An 18,430-nucleotide genomic window follows, 5' to 3' on the forward strand; every position below is an offset into this window, starting at 1 on the left:
GTGTCTATAGCTGTTTTGGATGTGCTACCAAGTGGCAAAGACCGGAGGAGTGAACCGGGTCGCTGGCTGGACGAGTCAGGGCGAATCCGGGAGACGCACGCGCCTCGCTAGTGGGAGTGGATGGATTCGCCGACCGCGTCGTCGGCGGCGTCCGCCAGCGCTTCGGGGAAGGTCGGATGGCCGTGCAGCGTGGTCCGGATGTCGTCGAGCGACGCGTCCAGTTCCAGCGCGAGAGTGGCCTCGGCGACCGTGTCGGACGCCCGCGCGCCGACGACCTGTGCGCCGAGCAGCGTCCCCTCGCCGTCCGCGACGACCTTGACGTGGCCGGCCGGTTTGTTGGCCGAGAGCGCCCGTCCCGAGGTCGCCATCGGGACCCGCCCGACCTGTATCGTGTCGTGTGCCTCCCGGGCCGCGGCCTCGCTGAGCCCGACCACCGCGACCTCCGGGTCGGTGTACATCACCGCGGGGACGTATTGGGTGTCGAAGCTGTCGTCGTCGCCCGCCGCGACGGCGGCGGCGACCTTCCCCTCCCGGTAGGCGACGTGGGCCAGGAACGGCTCGCCCGCGGCGTCGCCGACGGCGAAGATGTGGTCGTCCGTCGTGCGCATCTGGTCGTCGGTCGCGATGGAGCCGTCGTCGCTCAGCTCGACAGCGGTGTGTTCGAGCGCGAGGCGGTCGCGGGCCGCCGCCGTGTCCCGGCCGGCCGCGACGACGACGTAGTCACCCGAGAACCGGCGTTCCTCGCCCTCGTGGTCGACGACGAGCACCGGCTTGCCGTCCTCGTGTTCGACCCCTCTGGCCAGCGCCGACGTGTAGATGCCGTCGGTGTACATCTCGCTGGTCTCCTGGATGGCGTCGACGACCTCCCGCTCGAACGCCCCCAGCACGCGGTCGCGCGCCTCGACGACCCTGACCGACGAGCCGAACTTGGCGAACTTCGTGACGGCCTCCATCCCGATGTACCCCCCGCCGACGACGATTATCTCGTCGGGCACCGTCTCGACCTGAAGGAGGTCCCGCGAGGAGATGACGCCGTCCCGGTCGAACTCCAGCCCCGGGATTTCGAGGGGCTGGGAGCCGGTCGCGACGACGGCGTGGTCGAAGGTCACGGTCCGGTCGCCCGTCTCGCCGTCGACGACGACCGTCGTCGAATCGCGAAAGCGGGCGGTCCCGTCGAGCAGCGTCACGTCGTGCTGGTCCAGCGCCGCCAGGATGTCCTCGTCCAGCCGGCGGACGACCTCGTTCTTCCACTCCTGAACCGCCTGGAAATCGACCGTCACCTCCCCCGTCTCGATGCCGATGTCGTTCCACTGCCGGATGTCTTTCTGGAAGCCGGCCGCGTGGATGAGCGACTTGGCCGGGATGCAGCCGTGGTTGACACAGACGCCGCCGACGGTCTCGCGCTCGACCAGCACGACGTCGAGGCCCCGCTGTGCGCCCCGGATCGCCGCTGTATAGCCGCCCGGGCCGGCACCGATGACGACGAGGTCCGTGGCGAGCGTGTTCGCTGTCTCCATGGTGTACCTTCACTATCGGTGACACGGACATTACCGTTTGGGAGGCGTCGGTCCAGCCGGTCGTGTGCGCGGCGACATCCCACCACTGCGGGTCCGATTCCCCCCGTCACTGCCGCTCCGGCTTCCCTAGAGGTGGCCGTGTGGTCGGCGGGAGAATAGTTGAGTGGCCAACAATTTAAGTCCCGCCACCGTGATACGTAGTACCATGACACGTAGTCGGCGCACGCTTCGACCGCCACGCGGTTCCGAGTCGGGCCCGGACTGCTACGGCGAGTCCACACCAGTTCGCCGTCGGGCGGTCCCGGCCGGGACGGGAGCGTGGCCGCCGTGAGGACCGAGAACGCGCTCCGGCACGCGCTCGAACGCGGTGAGACGGTGTTCGGGGCGAGCGCCGCGACGTTCTCGCCGACGGTCATCGAGATACTGGGCGATATCGGGCTGGACTTCGTCTGGCTGGACTTCGAGCACGCCGGCCCGAGCCCCTACGACAGCACCGCCGTCGCGGAGCTGACCCGCGCCGCGGAAACCGCCGACATCGAACTGCTCGTCCGCCTCCCCAAACCCGACCCGGCGCTCGTCAGGAAGGTGCTCGACGCCGGTGTCCGGACCGTCCTCCTGCCCCGCATCGAGACGGCGGCCGACCTGCGCCCGGCGGTCGAGGCGGCCTACTTCGCCTACGACGGCGACGTCGGCGACCGGGGCGTCGGCGTCGGCCGGTCGGGCACCTGGGCGGGCTACGTCGACAGCTTCGTCGGCGGCGAGGACAGCGAGATACTGGTCGGAACGATGATAGAGAACGCCACCGCCGTCGAGCACGTCGAGGAGATCCTCGCCGTCCCGCGGCTGGGATTCGCCTTCGTCGGGCCGGCCGACCTCTCGATGTCGCTCTCGGCGGGCGACCCGCTGGCGGACAACAGCGAGGCCGTCGAGGACGCCATCGAACGGACCCGCGGGGCCTGTCTCGACGCCGAGGTCCCCATCGGCCGCATCCAGAACGACCCGATGGCGGCTCAGGCGGCCGTCGACGACGGTTATCAGGTCGTTCGTATCGGCGGCGACGCCGGCGCCGTCCGCGAGGTACTCGGCGGCCGGCTGAGCGAGCTCCGGTAGTTCCCGAACCCGAACGTATCGCGTGGAGAACCGCGGGACAGCAGTGTCACTCGGCGGCGAACTGACGCAGACGAAACGACCCCCAATAGCCTACTGTGACCTCGGGAGTCAGAACGGCGCGTCGGGGCCTTCGTCGCCCGCCCCGTCAGTGGCCGCTTCGCCGCCGTCCTCGATGGGCCCCTCCCAGCCCGACAGCCCCGGCTCGAAGCTCTCGACGCGACCGTCGAACCCCTCGTAGGACGCGATGAGCCGGGCCGCCTGTACGCTGGATTTCCCCTTGGGACAGACCGTGACCACCCGGTCGGCGCCCTCGAAGCGCTCGACGGTGTCGACCAGCGAAGGGAGCGGGACGTTCTCGCTCCCGGGGATGTGGCCCCGCTGGAACGCCGCCGGCGAGCGGATGTCGATGACGTGCGCGTCCTCGGCCTCGACCAGTTCGTGCATCTCCTCGTTCCCGATTTCGCCGTCCATACCCGTTCGTGGCCGTCGAGAGATAAATCGGCACCGGAGTCCGCGAACCGTGTCGGGCCGGTCCGGAACCGTCGGTGCAGCCGGGTATCGGCGGACAACGACTCAGAGCAGTCCGTCGGCCTGTGCGAGCAAAATCCCCTCGATGGTGGCGTCGTTGGCGGGTTCGCGTCGGGCGACGTCGAGCGCGTCTTCGACGGGGACCGTCGTCACCGAGAGGAACTCGTTGTCGTCGAGTTCCCGGTCCGTCGGAGTGAGCCCCTCGGCGAAGACGATGCCCCGTCGGTGCCGGAGCACGCCGGTCGCGCAGTCGAACTCCTCCAGCAGGGAGACGCCGGCGGGCTCGAAGCCGGTCTCCTCGCGGAGTTCCCGGGCACCGGCGGTGGTGTAGGACTCGCCGTCCTCGACGATGCCGGCGGGGAGTTCCAGACACTGCTCGCGGATGGTCGGGCGGTACTGGTCGACCAGGACGAGTTCGTCGCCGGTGCGGGCGACCACGACGACGGCGTCGGGGAGTTCCGCCCAGTAGTAGTCCTTCTCCGAGCCGTCGGGCTGGCGCACGCGGTCGTAGCCGCCGGTGTACCAGCCGGTCTCGTACTCGGCGACCGATTCGAGAACGGGCCACTCGTGGGTCGGGTCGCGGCTCATGGTTGCTGTGTCACCGCCAGCCGGTAAACGGTTCCGTCGCTACGGACGCGAACGCCCTCGCCGTCGACCGCGTCCGGGCGCGACTGGGCGAGCGAGTCGTACTCGTCGAACGGCGAGTGAGTGAAGGCGCCCTTGACGCCGACGGGACCCCGCCAGTAGGGGTCGGACCGGCCCGACGTGTTCGCGGTCGCGTTGTCCAGCGCCCCGGTCGTGTAGGGGTAGCGCTGGTCCGAGAGGGCCGCTGCGTCGATGCTCCCGTTCGCCCCGGTCTCGGTCACGGCAGTCGCGGTCCCGGCGGTGCCGTTCGCGGTCGTGTCGTTTCCGGCGGAGCTGTTGGCGACGTCGCCCACTGGCGTCGCGGTCATGTAGTAGGGATCACCGCTCTTGAGGTAGCTCGGCAGGGCGCCAAGCGCCAGCAGTAGGACGGCGAGGACGCCCATGGCCAGCAGGAAGTTCCGGGTGACCGGACGCATCAGACGACCTCGCTGTAGAGACGGCCGAACGCCTGCCGGCGGAGGGTGCCGACGGCCGCGTCCCGTTCGGACTGGAAAGTGGCGGCGACGGCGTCGTCGGCGAATTCGGGCGCGTGCCAGACGACGTTGTCCACGTGCTCCGAACCGATGACCTCGACGGCGTGGTCGGTGTCCTCGCGCCAGGTCTCGAACTCCTCGTGACTGCCGACAGTCACCGACAGCGACTCCGCGAACAGGGCGTCGCGGGCGGTCTCGACGACCTCGCCGGTCACCCGCTCGCGGTACTCCTCGGCGGAAAGGCCCATGGCTTTGGCCACCTCTTTGACGACGACCTGTGCGGTCGACCCCAGCGCATCGTAGCGGTCACGCGCCGCGGCGACTGTCGTCGGCGAGAACTGCCCCTCGGTATCCATGGGGGGCGATAGCGGCTCGCGGGACTACTCGGTTTCGCCTTCGTCGTCGTCCGCCGACTCCGACAGCATCTCCCTCGTGAGCTCGCGGGCCGCTTCGAGGACGGCCGCGTCGTCGTCGCTCATCGACCCCGTGTCGGGCCGGCTCCGAGCCCCCGGCGGCAGGTCGTCGGCGTGGTCGTGGGTGCCGCTCTCCTCGAACACCTGCGGGAACTCCGTCTCGTCGGCGTGCTCGACGACGATTTCGGACAGTTCGGACTCGCCGAGCTGGTCCCACTCGTCGACGTTGTCGTCCAGCCACGCCTCGTGGTCGGCGCCGCCGGTCAGCGCGGTGAAGGCGAGGTGGTTCGCGAGGTGGGTCGCGTCGGCCTGTGGCTCCGCACAGACGGGACAGGCATAGCCCATTGTACGTGAGCGGAGGCGCCCGAGCCGTATAATCAGGTCGGATTCGGCAGCGACCGGACCATCACCAGCGCGTCCTCGCCGTTGCTGTAGTAGTTCGGGATGGTCTTGCGGTGCTCGAAACCGAAGTGGCGGTAGAGCCGTCGCGCGCCCTCGTTGTCCGCCCGCACTTCGAGCTTGGCCGACTCCGCGCCGACCGATTCGAGCAGCGCGAGGGCCCGCTTCAGCAGCGCCGTCGCGACGCCCTCGCGCCGGTGGTCGGGCCGGACAGCGAGGTCCTTGACGTGGCCCAGCGGCGTCCCGTGGTTGGGCACCGTGTCGGCGATGACGTAGCCGACGACTCGCGGCCCGTCGTCGGCGTCGGTCGTGGCGACGAGAAAGCCCGCCTCGCCCAGATAGCTCTCGAGGGCCGAGAACGGCCACGGCTGTGGGAACACCGCCTGCTCGATGCGGTGAATCCCGAGCAGGTCGGCCCGTTCGGCCGTGCGAATCCGAAGGTCGGTGGCGCTGTCTGCCCCGTCCGACGACACCGTCGTCACGGTGGGAGGTATGCGTCGCCGGCACATAGGTGTTATCGCCGCCGGACCGGCCGTCACCCGAAGCGCGAAACCGACAGCCGTCGGCCGGAAACTTCTTTACTACCACTGTCGAAGCTCCGGGTGCACCCACTTTGGGTGCCACCACCCCCCACCCCCCACCCCTTTCGCGGACGAGACGACTGACTCCCGAGTGGCTGCGCCACACAGCGGGCGGCATATTCCCGGTAACTGGAGTTGGTTCGCTCACTTCCGATGGATTCGCCATCGGTGTTCGCAATCGCAAAGCGATTGCTCACTTCCGCGGGACGCCGGCGTCCCGCGATGTTCGCGAACCCGAAGGGTTCGTTCACTCCCAGACGAATCGGCCGTCTTCCTGCACCGTCTCCCCGTCGACCTCCAGTAGCGACCCCTCGCCCATCGTCGTGATGAGGTCCTCGTGGACCGCGCTCTCGTTGCCGGACACCCCCGCGGGCAGGCAGGCGTCGTACGCGCGACCCAGCGCGAGGTGGACGGTGCCGCCCATCTTCTCGTCGAAGAGGATGTTGTCGGTGATACGGTCGACGCCGCGGTTCATGCCGATGCCGAGCTCGCCCAGCCGTCGTGATCCCCCGTCGGTCTCGATGACCTCCTCGACGACGCCCGCGCCCTGCTCGGCCGAGAAGTCGACGACGACGCCGTCCTTGAACGTCAGTTTCACGTCCCGGACCCGCTGGCCCTGTATCGTCATCGGCACGTCGAACGTGACGACGCCGGCGGTGTCGGCCGGAGCGGTAAAGACCTCGCCCGAGGGGAGGTTGTGGGAGTCGTAGGCGACGCTGGCCGCGGAGTTGACCGCCGTGCGCCCGCCGATGTCGAGCGTGAGGTCGGTGCCGTCGGCGCGGATGCGGACCGTCTCGCCGTCGTCGAGGATACCCTTCAACCGGGCCTGCTCCTCGGCCAGCGATTCCCAGTCCCGCAGCGTCGCGTCGTAGACGAAGTCCTGATACGCCGCGTAGGCCATCCCGGCCTGCTGGGCCATCGCCCGCGTCGGGTGCTGAGTGGAGACCCAGTCGGTGTCCAGCCGCGCCTCGCGGATGGCCTGGCGCGCCTTCGAGTGGGCCTGCCGGCGCCCGCCCGGCACGTCGGCACTCCCCGCGGTGTTGTTCGACCCCTTGAGAATCAGGACGCTGTCCGCCCGCTCGTACAGCGCCAGTTCGTAGTCGGGGTCCGTCTCGAACTCGCCGTCGCCCGCCCGGAGATAGGCCCGCTGGAGTTCGGGCGAGCGGTAGGTCGCGAGCAGGTTCGCGCCCGTCTCGCCGAGTCGCTCGGCGACGGCGACGCCCAGGTCGTGTGCGCCCTCTCCGACCTCGACGACGACGTCGTCGCCGGCCTCGATGCGAGCGCTCCACTCGACGAGCGTGCGTGCGTGGTCGCGTATCCGGTCGTCCATGGGCGTGGGGAGGGTGGCTGGGGTGGAAAGGGTACCGCCCAGCGGCGACCGCGCGGCCGGGCTTCGAGAGTCCGGGCACCTCGCGGAACCGAACGGACGCACAGCCGGCAAGACGGAACAGAATTGGGGGTAAATCTGGCAATCGCTTATCCGAACCCTCGACAATCATACCATGAGTATACATGGGACTGCTCGACGCACTTGTCGGTGGCTCGGACGCCACCGCGGAGACGGAGAACAGGTACGCGATACTGCTGAGCGCGGGCCCCGAGGACGCCCCAGTCGCCAACAACGGCTTCAACTACGCGCTGGAGTTCGACGACGCCGGCTACGAGGTCCAGGTGTTCCTCGACGGGCAGGCGACCAAGTGGCCCTCGGCGTTCGAGGAGAACCCCGACCTCCCCTTCAGCTACGACTGGGAACAGATAGAACAGCGGGGGCTGCTCGCCGGCGCCTGTGGCTACTGTGCGAACGCGTTCGACGTCGTCGACTCCTGTGAGCGGTCGGGCATCGACCTCCTCAGCGACGAGACGGAACACGCCCCGTCGGTCGCGGAGCTGGCCGACGATGGGTACGAGATGTTGACTATCGGGTAGGGAGTCCCGCGACGGTCCGAACCGCAACCCCTACCTGCCCGCTCACTGAGCCTGACGTATGGAACTTGGCGTCATCGGACTCGGACGCATGGGGCGTATCGTCGTCGACCGCGTGCTCGCCGCGGGCCACGAGGTAGTCGTCTTCGATATCGACGAGGAAGCGGTCGCAGACGCCGCCGACGCGGGCGCTCGCCCGGCGGAGTCCATTCCCGACGTCGCGCAGTCGCTGTCGGGCGAGAAACGCATCTGGCTGATGGTCCCCGCTGGCGACCCCGTCGACGCGGCGCTTTCCGAACTCGACGGGCACGTCGAGGGCGACGACATCGTCGTCGACGGGGGGAACTCCCACTTCGAGGACTCGGTCCGCCGCGCGGCCAGGACCGACGCGACCTATCTGGACTGTGGGACCTCCGGCGGTCCCGCGAGCGCCGAGTCCGGCTTCTCGCTGATGGTCGGCGGCAAGCAGTGGGCCTACGACGAACTCGTCCCCGTCTTCGACGCCGTCGCCACGGGACCCGACGGTCACGACCGCATGGGCCCGGCGGGCTCTGGCCACTACGTGAAGATGGTCCACAACGGCGTCGAGTACGCGCTGATGCAGACCTACGGCGAGGGGTTCGAGCTGCTGGCCAACGGCCGCTACGACCTCGACCTCGAAGCCGTCGCGCGAACGTGGAACAACGGCGCCGTCATCCGGTCGTGGCTGCTGGAGCTGTGTGAGGAGGCGTTCCGCGAGGAGGGGAACAGCCTGGGCACCGTCGCCGACCGCGTCGAGGGCGGCTCGACGGGAACCTGGACCGTCCAGGAGGCTCTCGAACAGGAGGTCCCGGTGCCGCTCATCTACCAGGCGCTGGGCGAACGCTTCGGCTCGCGGGCCGACGACGGCCGCTTCTCCCGGCGGCTCGCGAACCGGCTACGCTACGGCTTCGGTCGCCACGAGGTCCCCCGCAGGGAGTGAGCAATCGTCGGCGTCACATCCGAGGGTCACGGGCCGTATGTCGCCATGATTCGCGTCTCATCGTTTCGTTCCCACAGCAGCGTGACCGCATCGTTGGGCCCGGCCTCGACGGTCGTACTGTCCCCCTCTGTGACGGTTCCATCCCCGTCTTGCCACTGATGTTGCGCGTAGTCGACTTCGATGGTGAGACGTGATGCGTCGACTGAGTCGCCGCCATCGTGCGTGATGGCCAGTTCGCCCGAGGACGCGTTCGTCGCTGTGTAATCGAACTCCCAGCTCGCCTGTGGCGCGGACGCGGCCCCACCGTCACCGAACCCGAGGACGAACGAGGCGACGACCGCCGCGAGGATGAGCAAAAGCGGAATTATCACGGCGAGCAGTCCGAGCCCGATAAGAATCTTCACACCCGTACCGAGACCGGACCACTGCTCTCTGAACCCCATAAATACCGAACTGAGTGGTCGAAATAAAGCGTTTCGGTCAGCGTCCGGATTCACCGTCGGCCGACGACACGACCGAAAAAACAACAGCTAATTAAATCAGTACTCCAAAGCGTCGCACATGGTATCACTCGTAGGCGTCCTCTCCGGGCTCACGCTTACCCTCATCGTCGTAGCCTTACACTACGCGAAGGGGACCGGCTGGGAGGCACCGGAGGACATCTCACAGGAGGTCCTCGAACAGCGCGCCGCGACGGTGCCGGAGACGGAGTTCCCGGAGCCGTACAACCGCGGTATCGGTGGCGGCGGCGCAGCGGCGATTCCGGCCGGCGAGGCCGAGGGCGAGCTCGGCGAGTCCGAGGAGGAGGAAGAGGAAGCCGGCTTCGACCCCGACGACATCGCCGACGACGAGGTCGAGTACTACGAAATCGAGTTCGCGAAAGAGGGCGAGACCATCGAGGTCGCCAACAACGAGACGCTGCTCGACGCCGGCGAAGAGGAGGGCTGGGACCTCCCCTACGCCTGCCGCGAGGGCCAGTGTATCTCCTGTGCCGGCCAGGTTACCGACGGCCCGGCCGAGGAGTACGTCCGCCACAGCCAGAACGACTCGCTGATGGACGACGACATGGAGGAGGGCTACTGTCTCACCTGTGTCGCCTACCCGACACAGGAGTTCACCTTGGAGACGAGCGAATCGCCGTAGCTGGGAAATTTTCATCTGTCTGTCGCGACTACGTTCGGTGAGGGCGGCTAGTTCAGTGGACAGAACGCCTGGTTCCGGACCAGATGGTCGGGGGTTCGAATCCCTCGCCGCCCGTGCAGTGAGACGGAGAGCAACGCGACCCGTCGAGCCAACCGGCAGCGAGGATTCGAACCCGGGGAGTCACAGCCCGGGACGCGAGCGGAGCGAGCGACCCGGAATGTCTCCGCTCGGTTCGAATCCCTCGCCACCCGCCCTGTCACCACAGGAGCCGAGCTGGTGGAGTGGGACGCGAACCGGTCGCGCACAGCACGGGGTCGACGAGAGTCTGGCGAAACTCGCCGATGTCCCCCGTTGCACGCGCCGTTTAGTTAAAAATCCGAACATCTCGCGGCCGTCCCGGACGGGTGGATTGGAGTGGTGAACTGGGCGAGACCAACTGCTGCAAGCACGGCTGTAACATAGTAGTGATTCTTGAGCAACATATATTAGTTGCGTAGGCCAAGATAGAGACGACCAACAAATGACTCCCTCTGAAGAACGAACGACCGGCCTCACTCTCTCCATCTCGGAAAGCGATAGCAGCTATCCGCCGCCCGACGACCTCTTTAGAGCGCTGGCAAACCGCAAGCGCCGCCACCTCCTGACGGCGCTGCCGGCCCAGTCGGCGATGTCGCTCGACGAACTCACGGATATCCTCGCCGGCTGGCAGACCACGACTGACGGCCCCGTCGGGCCCGACGAGTGGGCGAAAGTCAAGATCGAACTCGTACACGCACATCTGCCGCTGCTCGCCGACGCGGACCTCATCACCTACGAGGACGGGGAGGTAGAGCGCGTCTCGTACCCGGAGCCGGTCGAAGAGCTAGTGACGTTCGCAGGCGAGTACGAGGAGGTGACCGCGGGGGACGGCCCCCGCTCATGAGCTTCGGGGAGATCTTATCGGACATCTCCGGCCGAGAGAAACAGGTCATCGTCTACGCGCCCGACGACACCGGCACCGACCTCGCGGAGGTGCTGGCGACGCGGAACCTCACTATCGACCACCGGCGGCTCCCGTCGATCAGCAGCGAATCCTTCGTCATCATTCGGGACGGCGGGGAGTTCCAGGGCGCGATGTCGCTGCCCGACCTGCTGGAGTTCATCTCGCCGCCGATTCGTCGGCCCCAGAACCTCGACGCGCTCGCCCCGAAACACCGGGCGGTGTACGAGTTGCTCGACGACACCGTCTTCGTCTCGCTGGACCGTCGACAGCTGCTCGCCACTTCCCGCGAGCTCGAGGACCGGGCGTGGCGCACCGGGCGTGGCCGCCTCCGCGCCGGGTTCCAGCGGGCGGACGCCTTCGAGGCCCAGACCGACGTCTACCGCGAGCTGTCGGCCACCGACATCGATATCGACGTCTACGTGCCCGGGGGCGTTTCGGGAGCCCCGCTTGATGACACACCCGTGACGGTCCACACTGACCCGGACAGCGACCTGGACCGCTACTGGTTCGTCCTGTTCGACGACGGGGCGAGCGGGGCCCAGAACTGCGCGCTCATCGCCAGAGAGACCGAGGGCGGGAAATATCAGGGCGTCTGGACCTACAATCCGGAACTGGTCGCACAGGCGTTCGAGGCCGTCGGGTAGTCACCCCTCGTAGGCCCGCTCAATGTCGGACTTCGCCTGCGGGAGGACCTGCTTTTCCGCCCGGCGCATCGACCGCAGCGCCTCGTCGGTGAACTCCACCTCCAGCGTCGGGAGCGCCCGGGCGAGCACGCCGAGGACGTCGCCGGGGTCTATCTCCAGTTCGAAGGCGAAGGCGTCCCGCTCTTCCCGGAGCGGCGTGCTGAACACGAAATGCTCCTCGACCATGGCGAGGGCCGGCTCGCGGTCGTAGGCCGCAACGACGGCCTCGAAGAAGTCGTCGCTGTCGGCCGCGACGAGCGGCGCGAGGGCGTCACCGAAGGCGTGCTGGCGGGCGAGCAGCCGCTCCCGAATCGCCTCGCGTCGCTCCCCGCGGACCTCCTGCCGGAGCGAGTCCCAGTAGAGGTCCCGGGCCAGCACTTCGTCGGCGTACGCCTCGAAGGAGGCGTCGGCGTCGGCGGCGTAGTCGAGCACGGGGTCGAACTGCCGGAGGATGGTCCGCTGGTACTCCCGGAGCTTCGGGCGGACGACGTGGCGCTCTAGAGGTCGGCTGTTCTTGAGCAGTTTGCTCACGGCGCGGGAGCGGCCGCTACGCGAGCCCCGCAGCACGGCCGCCACGTCGAAGGCGTGGTAGGTCTCGTCGACGAGGTCGGCGAGATACCGCTCGAACCCCTGCTCGACGGCGTCTCGGGTCATACACGTCCCTGCGGACTGCAGCGTCCTATCGTTTGTGCCGTCGACACACGGTGTCGACCTGCCGAACGACTTATGCCAGCGTCGGATAATCACAGGATATGCCCCAGCGAATATCGAACTCGGAAGACCCGGTCGCGGCGGCGGGCGAGCGCGAGCTCGTCGTCGGCGGCGACCGGCCCATCCGCATCTCGACGGGTCACCGGCTCATGCACCACGACGGGAAGTGCTCGCGCCCGCACGGCCACAACTACGAGGTCACCGTCGAACTCACCGGCGAGCTCACCGCCGACGGGTGGGTCGTCGACAAGGGCGAGGTCACCGCGGTCATCGACGAGTGGGACCACCGTTTTCTGCTGGAAGCGGGCGACCCGCTCGTCGAGGCCTTCAGGGAAAGCGGCGACGGCGACGCGCTCGTGGTGCTGGAGCAGCCGCCGACAGCCGAGGTGATGGCCGTGGTGCTCGAACAGCGACTGGCCGACCGACTCCCCGACACCGTCTCCGACATCCGTGTCACGGTACGGGAGACGAGCGAGCTCTGTACGCGCTGATGCCGGTCGCGAGCGACACCGACGGGCTGGCAGAGGCCGTCGGCCGGAGCGCCGAGGCGAGCGAGGGCGACCTCCCGATCAACGAGCTGTTCCGCTCGCTGCAGGGCGAGGGCCGTCTGGCGGGCGTTCCCAGCGTCTTCGTCCGAACGAGCGGCTGTAACTTGCGGTGTTGGTTCTGTGACTCCTATCACACCTCCTGGGAGCCGACCGGCGACTGGTACAGCGTCGACGACGTCCTGGCGGCCGTCGACGAATACGACGCCGACCACGTCGTGTTGACCGGCGGCGAACCGCTGGTCCACGACGCCAGCGTCGCCCTCCTGGAGGCGCTGGCCGACCGGGGGTACCACACCACCGTCGAGACCAACGGCACCATCGCCGTCGACGCGCCCATCGACCTGGCGAGCGTGAGCCCCAAACTCGAATCGAGCACCCCGACCGCGGAGCGGGACCCGAAGGGCGACGGCGAGTGGGCCGACCGCCACGAGGCACGCCGGCTCGACGTGGACGTGCTGGCCGAGTTCGTCGAACGCTACGACACGCAGCTGAAGTTCGTCGTCACGGGGCCCGACGACATGGGCGAAATCGAGGATGCGGTCGCCCGCGTGCGCGACGCGGCCGACGCCCCGGTGCCGGACGACAGCGTGTTGCTGATGCCGGAAGGACAGACCCGCGAGCAGCTAACGGAGACCCGCCGCGTCGTCGCGGACCTGGCCCTGGAGTACGGCTACCGCTACACCCCCCGGCTCCACGTGGACCTCTGGAACGACGCGCCGGGCACCTGAGACGACGATGACTACCAACGACACCCGCGCTGTCGTGCTCGCCTCGGGCGGCATGGACAGCGCCACGGCGGCCTACGAGGCACAGTCCCGCGGCTACGACCAGCTGTATCTCCTCCACACGAGCTACGGCCAGAACACGGCACAGCGCGAGTCCGAGTGTGCGACGGCGCTCGCCGACCACGTCGAGGCGGCCGATTTCTGTCACGTCGAGACGAGCCACCTCCAGCAGATAGGCGGCTCCTCGCTCACCGACGACGAGATGGCCGTCGCGGACGCCGACGTCGACAGCGACGAGATACCCACCTCCTACGTCCCCTTCCGGAACGCGAACCTGCTGTCGATGGCCGTCTCCTACGCCGAGGCGAACGACTGTGGAGCCGTCTTCATCGGCGCCCACAGCGAGGACTTCTCCGGGTATCCGGACTGCCGGCCCGCCTTCTTCGAGGCGTTCCAGACCGTGGTCGACGTGGGGACGAAACCCGACACCGACATCGAACTCGTCGCGCCATTCGTCGAGTGGTCGAAGACCGACATCGCCGAGCGCGGGCTGGAACTGGGGGTGCCCTACGAAGACACGTGGAGCTGTTACCGCAGCGACCAGCCCGCCTGCGGGACCTGTGACGCCTGTGCGTTCCGGCTGGCCGCGTTCCAGCGACTGGGCGAACGCGACCCGGTGGCGTACGAACAGCGACCCGATTACGCCGACTGACGGCGCGTCTCCTCGTCGCGAGCGAGCCCCCGAACGACGTACTCGCCCGCCGAACGACAGGTCGCGAGCGGGACGTCGTGGACATTGCAGATACGCATCAGCGCCCCGATGTCGGGTTCGTGGGGCTGGGCCGTCATCGGGTCCTGCAGGAAGACGATGCCGTCGAGACGTCCCTCGACGACCTCCGCGCCGATCTGCGTGTCACCGCCGACGGGGCCGCTCTCCTTGCGCTCGACGTCGAGGTCAGCCTCTGCCATGATACGCTGGCCGGTCGTCCCAGTCGCGACGAGGTCGAACGACGAGAGAACCGCCTCGTACTCCTGTACGAGATCTATCATCGTCGACTTCTTGTCGTCGTGTGCGATGAGTGCGACTCGTGTCACAGATGGGGCGACTGCGCCGGGAGATATATCGCTACTGGATGGCCGCTACGCCACGGTCACGTCGCCGCCGGCGGTCACGGTGACTTCGTTGCCCTCGACGTCGAACGTTATCGTCTCCTCGTCGCCCTCGCCGACGACCGCGCGCAGCCTCGCGGCGTCGACGTAGCTGCCGATGTAGTCGATATCGTCGTCCGTGAGCGCCGTCGCGTCGAACAGCGCCTCGGTGATGACGGCCTCGGCGGGTTCGGGGCTGACCCACTCGTCCTCGTCGTGGCCCCGTATCATGTACACTGTTCCGTTCTCCGATTTCATGTGCAGATGTACACCCACAACTCACATAACGACGTACGAGCGGTTTCAGAACGTGAAACCACCCCGCAGTGGCGTCCAGCAGTCGCTACGGCTGGGCCGGCGCCACTCGGCGGGGCGGCAGTCGTCTCAGTGCTGTCGTGAGCCGATAGAGGGCCGGGCGGGCGCGGCGAGCGTGTTCGCGACGAGCGTCTGTGTCCCGCGACGGAGCCGTTCCGAGGCCGCCTGGCTGGAGATACCGAGGTTGTCCGCGAGGTCCGAGAGCGACGCGTTCCGCGGCACGGTGTAGTACCCCCGCTCCAGCGCGAGCAGGAGGACTTCCCGCTGTGGGTCGGTCACGCCGAACTGGGTCGACGCTTCGTCGTCGTCCTCGCGCATCCGCTTTACCTCTACGTCGAAGCCGTCGGCGACGAGGTCCTCACGGAACGTGAGCAATGAGCTGCGGTCGGGGAACCGCGCCTGAACGACCCACTCGTCGTCTATCAGGTCCGCCCGGACCAGCATTCCGTCGGCCGTGAGCAGCCCGCGGCTCATGGCTTCGAGCGGTTCGTCCACCGTCTTGACGACGTACCAGTGACCCTCTGCCTCGGGACCCAAATGCGACACCGGACCGGCGGTGCCGTCGTCGGCCAGCGCCGCGTCGATGGCGTCTCGGTCGGCCACGTCGACCCAGACGGTGGTCCGACAGCCGCCATCGACACTGTGGAGACGCTGTATCGAGAGTGCGCCGTCGGGGACTCGCCCCGCGGCCTCTCGAAGGAACCCTGTCTCTATGTGAAATGTGACTATCACGTAACAGATTGCGACTGCAACTTATATAAAACTCTGGCAAACGCCGCCGGCGTTCGGCGCTCTGGCGCGGCCCAAATCCCGGGCGCGGCAGACACGCGTGGCTCGTCACACCACCACCCATCGGCCGTACTCGGTGGGACCGCTTAAATTTACGCGACTGGTGCGCGGTAGAACTGCGGCTCCCGCGGTCACCGGGTGGTCTTTGGCGCCGCCGTCGGTCGGTCTCGCGACACCGACGCGGCTCCCGCTGCCCGCCGTTCCGCTCCGAGGTGCTGAGCGGAGGGAAGCAGCTCGCTCACTCCAGATTCTCGCCCTGATAACTCCCTTCGTAGGTCCCCTCGTGGGCCGCCTCGGCGAGGACGAGCTGGGCGATGCGCGCGCCCGATTCGATGTCGATGGGATGGTGGACCTCCAGCAGCCCCTCGCCGCGACCCTCGTAGCCGGCGTCCCAGACCGCCGTATCCAGCATACAGGAGTTGCGCAGCAGCGACGACCGGGGGTAGAGGAAGCCGACGTGACCCTCCGGGATGACGACCGTGTCCGCGTACTCGACGATGTAGCCGCCCGTCTCCAGCGTGTAGACGCCGTCATCGGGCTCGATTTCCCGGCGCTCCCCGACGGTCTTGCCCTCGCGCCCGATGCGCCCGGGCTCGACCTGCTCGTACACCGCACCCAGTCGGAGGTCGACGCCGTTTGGCTGTACCTGTGTCGCCGAGAGCGCTTCGAGTCTGTCGGCCACGAACTGCCCGCTCTTGAACATACCGTCGCTGGCACCGCCACAGCGAAAACGCTGCTGTTCCGAAGTCCCCAATCGGTTCCGAACGTGGCAAAGCGACGTGCGGCGGTTGTGGGATGGTGACAAATAGGGTGGGATACGCGGGATTTATACCCGCGCGTCGTCGATTGTCGGACGTTATGGGACAGACGCTCACGGAAAAAATTCTCGACGACCATCTCGTCGAAGGGGAGCTTACACCCGGCGAGGAGATCGGTATCGAGATCGACCAGGTGCTCACACAGGACACGACGGGGACGCTCGTCTGGCTGCAGTTCGAGGCCCTCGGCCTCGAAGAGGTCCAGACCGAACTCGCCGCACAGTACTGCGACCACCAGACCTACCAGTTCGACTTCAAGAACACGGACGACCACCGCTTCCTGCGTTCGGCCGCAGGCACGTTCGGCGCGCACTTCTCGCGCCCGGGCAACGGTATCTGTCACAACGTCCACAAGGAGAACTTCGCCGCGCCCGGCAAGACGATGCTCGGCTCCGACTCCCACACGCCGACCCCCGGCGGCCTGGGCGAGCTCGCAATCGGCTCGGGCGGCCTCGACGTGGCCGTCGCCATGGGTGGCGGCGCCTACTACATCGAGATGCCCGAGGTCGTCAACGTCCGACTCGAAGGCGAGCTGCCCGAGTGGGCCACCGCCAAGGACGTCATCCTAGAGCTGCTCCGCCGTCTCTCGGTCAAGGGCGGCGTCGGCAAGGTGCTCGAATACACCGGCCCCGGTGTCGAGACCCTGACCGTCCCCGAGCGGACCACCATCACTAACATGGGGACCGAGCTCGGCGCGACCTCCTCCATCTTCCCGACCGACGAGAACACGAAGGACTACCTCGAACGGCTCGGCCGCGAGGACGTCCACGTGGACATCGGCCCCGACGAGGACGCCGAGTACGCCGACGAAATCGTCGTCGACCTCTCGGAGCTCGAACCGCTCATCGCCAAGCCCTCCATGCCGGACAACGTCGTCCCGGTCAGCGAGGTCGCCGGCACCGACGTCGACCAGGTGATGATCGGCTCCTGTACGAACGGCTCCTACGAGGACATCCTCCCGGGCGCGAAGATGCTCGAAGGGCGCAACATCGACAAGAAGACCGAGATGATCGTCGCCCCCGGCTCCAAGCAGGCCTCCGAGATGCTGGCCCGCGAGGGCTGGACCGCCGAGATGATGGCGGCCGGCGTCAACTTCTCGGAAGCGACGTGTGGTGCCTGTATCGGCATCGGCCACGTTCCCGCCTCCGACTCCGTCTCGCTGCGGACCTTCAACCGCAACTTCGAGGGTCGCTCCGGTATCGAGGACGACAACGTCTACCTCTGTTCGCCGGAAGTCGCCACCGCGGCGGCCATCGCCGGCGAAATCGTCGACCCGCGCGACCTCGCCGAGGAGCTCGGCGACCTCGAGGCCCCCGGTCTGGAGATGCCCGACCAGTACATCGGCAACTCCGAATCGGACCTCATCGCCCCCGACGAGGCCGTCGACGACGAACTCATCAAGGGCCCCAACATCGGCGACGTGCCGCTGAAGGACCCGCTGGAGACCGAAGTCGGCGGCGAGGCGCTGCTGAAGATGACGGACAACATCACCACGGACCACATCATCCCGGCCACGCAGGACATCCTGATGTACCGGTCGAACGTCCCGAAGCTCTCGGAGTTCACGCTCTCGCGAGTGGACGACACGTTCGCCCAGCGCGCGCTCGACTCTGACGGCGGCGTCCTCGTCGCCGGCGAGAACTACGGTCAGGGCTCCTCGCGCGAGCACGCGGCGCTGTGTCCGATGTATCTCGGTATCGAGACCGTCCTCGCACAGAGCTTCGCCCGCATCCACAAGGCGAACCTCTTCAACTTCGGCATCGTCCCGCTGGAGATCAACGAGGAGACCTACGAGAAGATCGAGCAGGGCGACGACATCGAGATCGTCGACGACGCCGCCGACGCCGTCCGCTCCGGCCAGGAGGAGTTCACCATCCGCGTCAACGACGACTGGGAGGCCTCGGGCTACCTCGACGCCTCCGAGCGAGAACGCGAGATCCTCGCCGCCGGTGGGAAGCTCTCCCACACGAAGGCCCAGCACGAGGAAGGCGGCGCTGCGCCCGCAGACGACTGAGTC

The 18,430-nt window shown here is 67.7% G+C and carries 24 protein-coding genes and 1 tRNA gene; 11 read left to right on the forward strand and 14 right to left on the reverse strand.

Going from position 1 to position 18,430, the window contains the following annotated elements:
* Positions 1 to 107: 107 nt before the first annotated feature.
* A complete protein-coding gene (gene lpdA / locus NDI56_RS19390; RefSeq protein WP_310921424.1) occupies positions 108 to 1,517 on the reverse strand; it encodes a dihydrolipoyl dehydrogenase in 1,410 nt (469 codons plus the stop codon).
* Positions 1,518 to 1,844: 327 nt separating this feature from the next.
* Here lpdA and NDI56_RS19395 point away from each other — a divergent pair, with 327 nt between their 5' ends.
* Entirely contained in the window at positions 1,845 to 2,627 is a 783-nt protein-coding gene (locus NDI56_RS19395; protein WP_310921426.1) for an HpcH/HpaI aldolase family protein, read from the forward strand.
* A 108-nt stretch (positions 2,628 to 2,735) separates the two neighbouring features.
* On the opposite strand, the gene NDI56_RS19400 is transcribed toward NDI56_RS19395, so the two are convergent.
* From NDI56_RS19400 to NDI56_RS19430, 7 genes are all read right to left on the reverse strand, one after another.
* Positions 2,736 to 3,098: a rhodanese-like domain-containing protein gene (locus NDI56_RS19400; protein ID WP_310921428.1), complete on the reverse strand. Its 363-nt coding sequence runs from the start codon at positions 3,096 to 3,098 to the stop codon at positions 2,736 to 2,738.
* 102 nt (positions 3,099 to 3,200) lie between these two features.
* A complete protein-coding gene (locus tag NDI56_RS19405) occupies positions 3,201 to 3,743 on the reverse strand; it encodes an NUDIX hydrolase (RefSeq protein WP_310921430.1) in 543 nt (180 codons plus the stop codon).
* Complete coding sequence (locus tag NDI56_RS19410; RefSeq protein ID WP_310921431.1) at positions 3,740 to 4,216, reverse strand: hypothetical protein; 477 nt, start codon at positions 4,214 to 4,216, stop codon at positions 3,740 to 3,742. The genes NDI56_RS19405 and NDI56_RS19410 overlap by 4 nt, the downstream gene beginning before the upstream one ends.
* Positions 4,216 to 4,629, reverse strand: a complete 414-nt coding sequence (locus NDI56_RS19415) for a DUF5809 family protein (RefSeq protein WP_310921433.1) — start codon at positions 4,627 to 4,629, stop codon at positions 4,216 to 4,218. The genes NDI56_RS19410 and NDI56_RS19415 overlap by 1 nt, the downstream gene beginning before the upstream one ends.
* A 24-nt stretch (positions 4,630 to 4,653) precedes the next feature.
* A complete protein-coding gene (locus tag NDI56_RS19420) occupies positions 4,654 to 5,031 on the reverse strand; it encodes a DUF5810 domain-containing protein (protein ID WP_310921435.1) in 378 nt (125 codons plus the stop codon).
* A 32-nt stretch (positions 5,032 to 5,063) separates the two neighbouring features.
* Entirely contained in the window at positions 5,064 to 5,567 is a 504-nt protein-coding gene (gene rimI / locus NDI56_RS19425) for a ribosomal protein S18-alanine N-acetyltransferase (RefSeq protein ID WP_310921437.1), read from the reverse strand.
* Between the two features lie 346 nt (positions 5,568 to 5,913).
* On the reverse strand, positions 5,914 to 6,996 hold the full coding sequence (locus tag NDI56_RS19430; RefSeq protein WP_310921440.1) for an aminopeptidase: 1,083 nt from the start codon (positions 6,994 to 6,996) through the stop codon (positions 5,914 to 5,916).
* A gap of 182 nt (positions 6,997 to 7,178) precedes the next feature.
* Here NDI56_RS19430 and NDI56_RS19435 point away from each other — a divergent pair, with 182 nt between their 5' ends.
* A complete protein-coding gene (locus NDI56_RS19435) occupies positions 7,179 to 7,592 on the forward strand; it encodes a DsrE family protein (RefSeq protein ID WP_310921442.1) in 414 nt (137 codons plus the stop codon).
* Positions 7,593 to 7,650: 58 nt separating this feature from the next.
* Positions 7,651 to 8,550, forward strand: coding sequence for a decarboxylating 6-phosphogluconate dehydrogenase (locus tag NDI56_RS19440; RefSeq protein ID WP_310921444.1), 900 nt, complete (start codon positions 7,651 to 7,653; stop codon positions 8,548 to 8,550).
* 26 nt (positions 8,551 to 8,576) lie between these two features.
* Here the strand turns inward: NDI56_RS19440 and NDI56_RS19445 are convergent, their stop codons facing one another.
* Positions 8,577 to 8,993: a type IV pilin domain-containing protein gene (locus NDI56_RS19445; protein WP_310921446.1), complete on the reverse strand. Its 417-nt coding sequence runs from the start codon at positions 8,991 to 8,993 to the stop codon at positions 8,577 to 8,579.
* A 118-nt stretch (positions 8,994 to 9,111) separates the two neighbouring features.
* Here NDI56_RS19445 and NDI56_RS19450 point away from each other — a divergent pair, with 118 nt between their 5' ends.
* The 4 genes from NDI56_RS19450 to NDI56_RS19465 all read left to right on the forward strand — a co-directional run bounded on the left by NDI56_RS19450 (position 9,112) and on the right by NDI56_RS19465 (position 11,319).
* Positions 9,112 to 9,693 (forward strand): 2Fe-2S iron-sulfur cluster-binding protein, encoded by a 582-nt coding sequence (locus NDI56_RS19450; RefSeq protein WP_310921448.1) that lies wholly within the window; start codon positions 9,112 to 9,114, stop codon positions 9,691 to 9,693.
* Positions 9,694 to 9,734: 41 nt separating this feature from the next.
* Positions 9,735 to 9,807, forward strand: a tRNA-Arg gene (locus NDI56_RS19455).
* A 406-nt stretch (positions 9,808 to 10,213) separates the two neighbouring features.
* On the forward strand, positions 10,214 to 10,615 hold the full coding sequence (locus NDI56_RS19460) for a DUF7344 domain-containing protein (protein ID WP_310921450.1): 402 nt from the start codon (positions 10,214 to 10,216) through the stop codon (positions 10,613 to 10,615).
* Positions 10,612 to 11,319 (forward strand): DICT sensory domain-containing protein, encoded by a 708-nt coding sequence (locus tag NDI56_RS19465; protein ID WP_310921452.1) that lies wholly within the window; start codon positions 10,612 to 10,614, stop codon positions 11,317 to 11,319. Before NDI56_RS19460 ends, NDI56_RS19465 begins: the two co-directional genes overlap by 4 nt.
* Here the strand turns inward: NDI56_RS19465 and NDI56_RS19470 are convergent, their stop codons facing one another.
* Complete coding sequence (locus NDI56_RS19470; protein ID WP_310921454.1) at positions 11,320 to 12,012, reverse strand: hypothetical protein; 693 nt, start codon at positions 12,010 to 12,012, stop codon at positions 11,320 to 11,322. It lies immediately after the preceding gene.
* Positions 12,013 to 12,110: 98 nt separating this feature from the next.
* Here NDI56_RS19470 and NDI56_RS19475 point away from each other — a divergent pair, with 98 nt between their 5' ends.
* Genes NDI56_RS19475 through queC form a run of 3 tightly spaced genes read left to right on the forward strand, consistent with a single transcriptional unit; the run spans position 12,111 to position 14,054 of the window.
* Positions 12,111 to 12,560 carry a 6-pyruvoyl trahydropterin synthase family protein gene (locus NDI56_RS19475; RefSeq protein ID WP_310921456.1) on the forward strand — a complete coding sequence of 150 codons (450 nt, stop codon included), beginning with the start codon at positions 12,111 to 12,113 and terminating at the stop codon, positions 12,558 to 12,560.
* Entirely contained in the window at positions 12,560 to 13,345 is a 786-nt protein-coding gene (locus NDI56_RS19480; protein WP_310921457.1) for a 7-carboxy-7-deazaguanine synthase QueE, read from the forward strand. Before NDI56_RS19475 ends, NDI56_RS19480 begins: the two co-directional genes overlap by 1 nt.
* A gap of 7 nt (positions 13,346 to 13,352) precedes the next feature.
* A complete protein-coding gene (gene queC, locus NDI56_RS19485; RefSeq protein ID WP_310921459.1) occupies positions 13,353 to 14,054 on the forward strand; it encodes a 7-cyano-7-deazaguanine synthase QueC in 702 nt (233 codons plus the stop codon).
* Here queC and NDI56_RS19490 read toward each other — a convergent pair.
* The 4 genes from NDI56_RS19490 to NDI56_RS19505 form a co-directional block, all read right to left on the reverse strand.
* The gene (locus NDI56_RS19490; protein ID WP_310921461.1) at positions 14,042 to 14,437 is read right to left on the reverse strand and encodes a methylglyoxal synthase; all 396 of its coding nucleotides are present in this window, start codon (positions 14,435 to 14,437) and stop codon (positions 14,042 to 14,044) included. The genes queC and NDI56_RS19490 overlap by 13 nt on opposite strands.
* A gap of 45 nt (positions 14,438 to 14,482) precedes the next feature.
* On the reverse strand, positions 14,483 to 14,749 hold the full coding sequence (locus tag NDI56_RS19495; protein WP_310921463.1) for a hypothetical protein: 267 nt from the start codon (positions 14,747 to 14,749) through the stop codon (positions 14,483 to 14,485).
* Between the two features lie 126 nt (positions 14,750 to 14,875).
* A complete protein-coding gene (locus NDI56_RS19500; protein WP_310921465.1) occupies positions 14,876 to 15,538 on the reverse strand; it encodes a helix-turn-helix domain-containing protein in 663 nt (220 codons plus the stop codon).
* Positions 15,539 to 15,833: 295 nt separating this feature from the next.
* Complete coding sequence (locus NDI56_RS19505; protein WP_310921466.1) at positions 15,834 to 16,298, reverse strand: deoxyuridine 5'-triphosphate nucleotidohydrolase; 465 nt, start codon at positions 16,296 to 16,298, stop codon at positions 15,834 to 15,836.
* Between the two features lie 155 nt (positions 16,299 to 16,453).
* Between NDI56_RS19505 and NDI56_RS19510 the strand changes: the two genes are divergently transcribed.
* On the forward strand, positions 16,454 to 18,427 hold the full coding sequence (locus tag NDI56_RS19510; protein ID WP_310921468.1) for an aconitate hydratase: 1,974 nt from the start codon (positions 16,454 to 16,456) through the stop codon (positions 18,425 to 18,427).
* The last annotated feature ends 3 nt before the right edge of the window (positions 18,428 to 18,430 follow it).

Source organism: Halomicroarcula saliterrae (assembly GCF_031624395.1).
GTDB lineage: Archaea > Halobacteriota > Halobacteria > Halobacteriales > Haloarculaceae > Haloarcula > Haloarcula saliterrae.

Bases quoted from the DNA above. Each gene is read 5' to 3' on its own strand.
- NDI56_RS19430 (WP_310921440.1), bottom strand. From the start codon at position 6,996: ATGGACGACCGGATACGCGACCACGCACGCACGCTCGTCGAGTGGAGC.
- NDI56_RS19420 (WP_310921435.1), bottom strand. From the start codon at position 5,031: ATGGGCTATGCCTGTCCCGTCTGTGCGGAGCCACAGGCCGACGCGACC.
- NDI56_RS19475 (WP_310921456.1), top strand. From the start codon at position 12,111: ATGCCCCAGCGAATATCGAACTCGGAAGACCCGGTCGCGGCGGCGGGC.
- NDI56_RS19510 (WP_310921468.1), top strand. From the start codon at position 16,454: ATGGGACAGACGCTCACGGAAAAAATTCTCGACGACCATCTCGTCGAA.
- NDI56_RS19435 (WP_310921442.1), top strand. From the start codon at position 7,179: ATGGGACTGCTCGACGCACTTGTCGGTGGCTCGGACGCCACCGCGGAG.
- NDI56_RS19410 (WP_310921431.1), bottom strand. From the start codon at position 4,216: ATGCGTCCGGTCACCCGGAACTTCCTGCTGGCCATGGGCGTCCTCGCC.
- NDI56_RS19415 (WP_310921433.1), bottom strand. From the start codon at position 4,629: ATGGATACCGAGGGGCAGTTCTCGCCGACGACAGTCGCCGCGGCGCGT.
- NDI56_RS19495 (WP_310921463.1), bottom strand. From the start codon at position 14,749: ATGAAATCGGAGAACGGAACAGTGTACATGATACGGGGCCACGACGAG.
- NDI56_RS19465 (WP_310921452.1), top strand. From the start codon at position 10,612: ATGAGCTTCGGGGAGATCTTATCGGACATCTCCGGCCGAGAGAAACAG.
- NDI56_RS19405 (WP_310921430.1), bottom strand. From the start codon at position 3,743: ATGAGCCGCGACCCGACCCACGAGTGGCCCGTTCTCGAATCGGTCGCC.
- queC (WP_310921459.1), top strand. From the start codon at position 13,353: ATGACTACCAACGACACCCGCGCTGTCGTGCTCGCCTCGGGCGGCATG.
- NDI56_RS19400 (WP_310921428.1), bottom strand. From the start codon at position 3,098: ATGGACGGCGAAATCGGGAACGAGGAGATGCACGAACTGGTCGAGGCC.
- NDI56_RS19505 (WP_310921466.1), bottom strand. From the start codon at position 16,298: ATGTTCAAGAGCGGGCAGTTCGTGGCCGACAGACTCGAAGCGCTCTCG.
- NDI56_RS19450 (WP_310921448.1), top strand. From the start codon at position 9,112: ATGGTATCACTCGTAGGCGTCCTCTCCGGGCTCACGCTTACCCTCATC.
- NDI56_RS19470 (WP_310921454.1), bottom strand. From the start codon at position 12,012: ATGACCCGAGACGCCGTCGAGCAGGGGTTCGAGCGGTATCTCGCCGAC.
- NDI56_RS19440 (WP_310921444.1), top strand. From the start codon at position 7,651: ATGGAACTTGGCGTCATCGGACTCGGACGCATGGGGCGTATCGTCGTC.
- lpdA (WP_310921424.1), bottom strand. From the start codon at position 1,517: ATGGAGACAGCGAACACGCTCGCCACGGACCTCGTCGTCATCGGTGCC.
- NDI56_RS19460 (WP_310921450.1), top strand. From the start codon at position 10,214: ATGACTCCCTCTGAAGAACGAACGACCGGCCTCACTCTCTCCATCTCG.
- NDI56_RS19445 (WP_310921446.1), bottom strand. From the start codon at position 8,993: ATGGGGTTCAGAGAGCAGTGGTCCGGTCTCGGTACGGGTGTGAAGATT.
- NDI56_RS19480 (WP_310921457.1), top strand. From the start codon at position 12,560: ATGCCGGTCGCGAGCGACACCGACGGGCTGGCAGAGGCCGTCGGCCGG.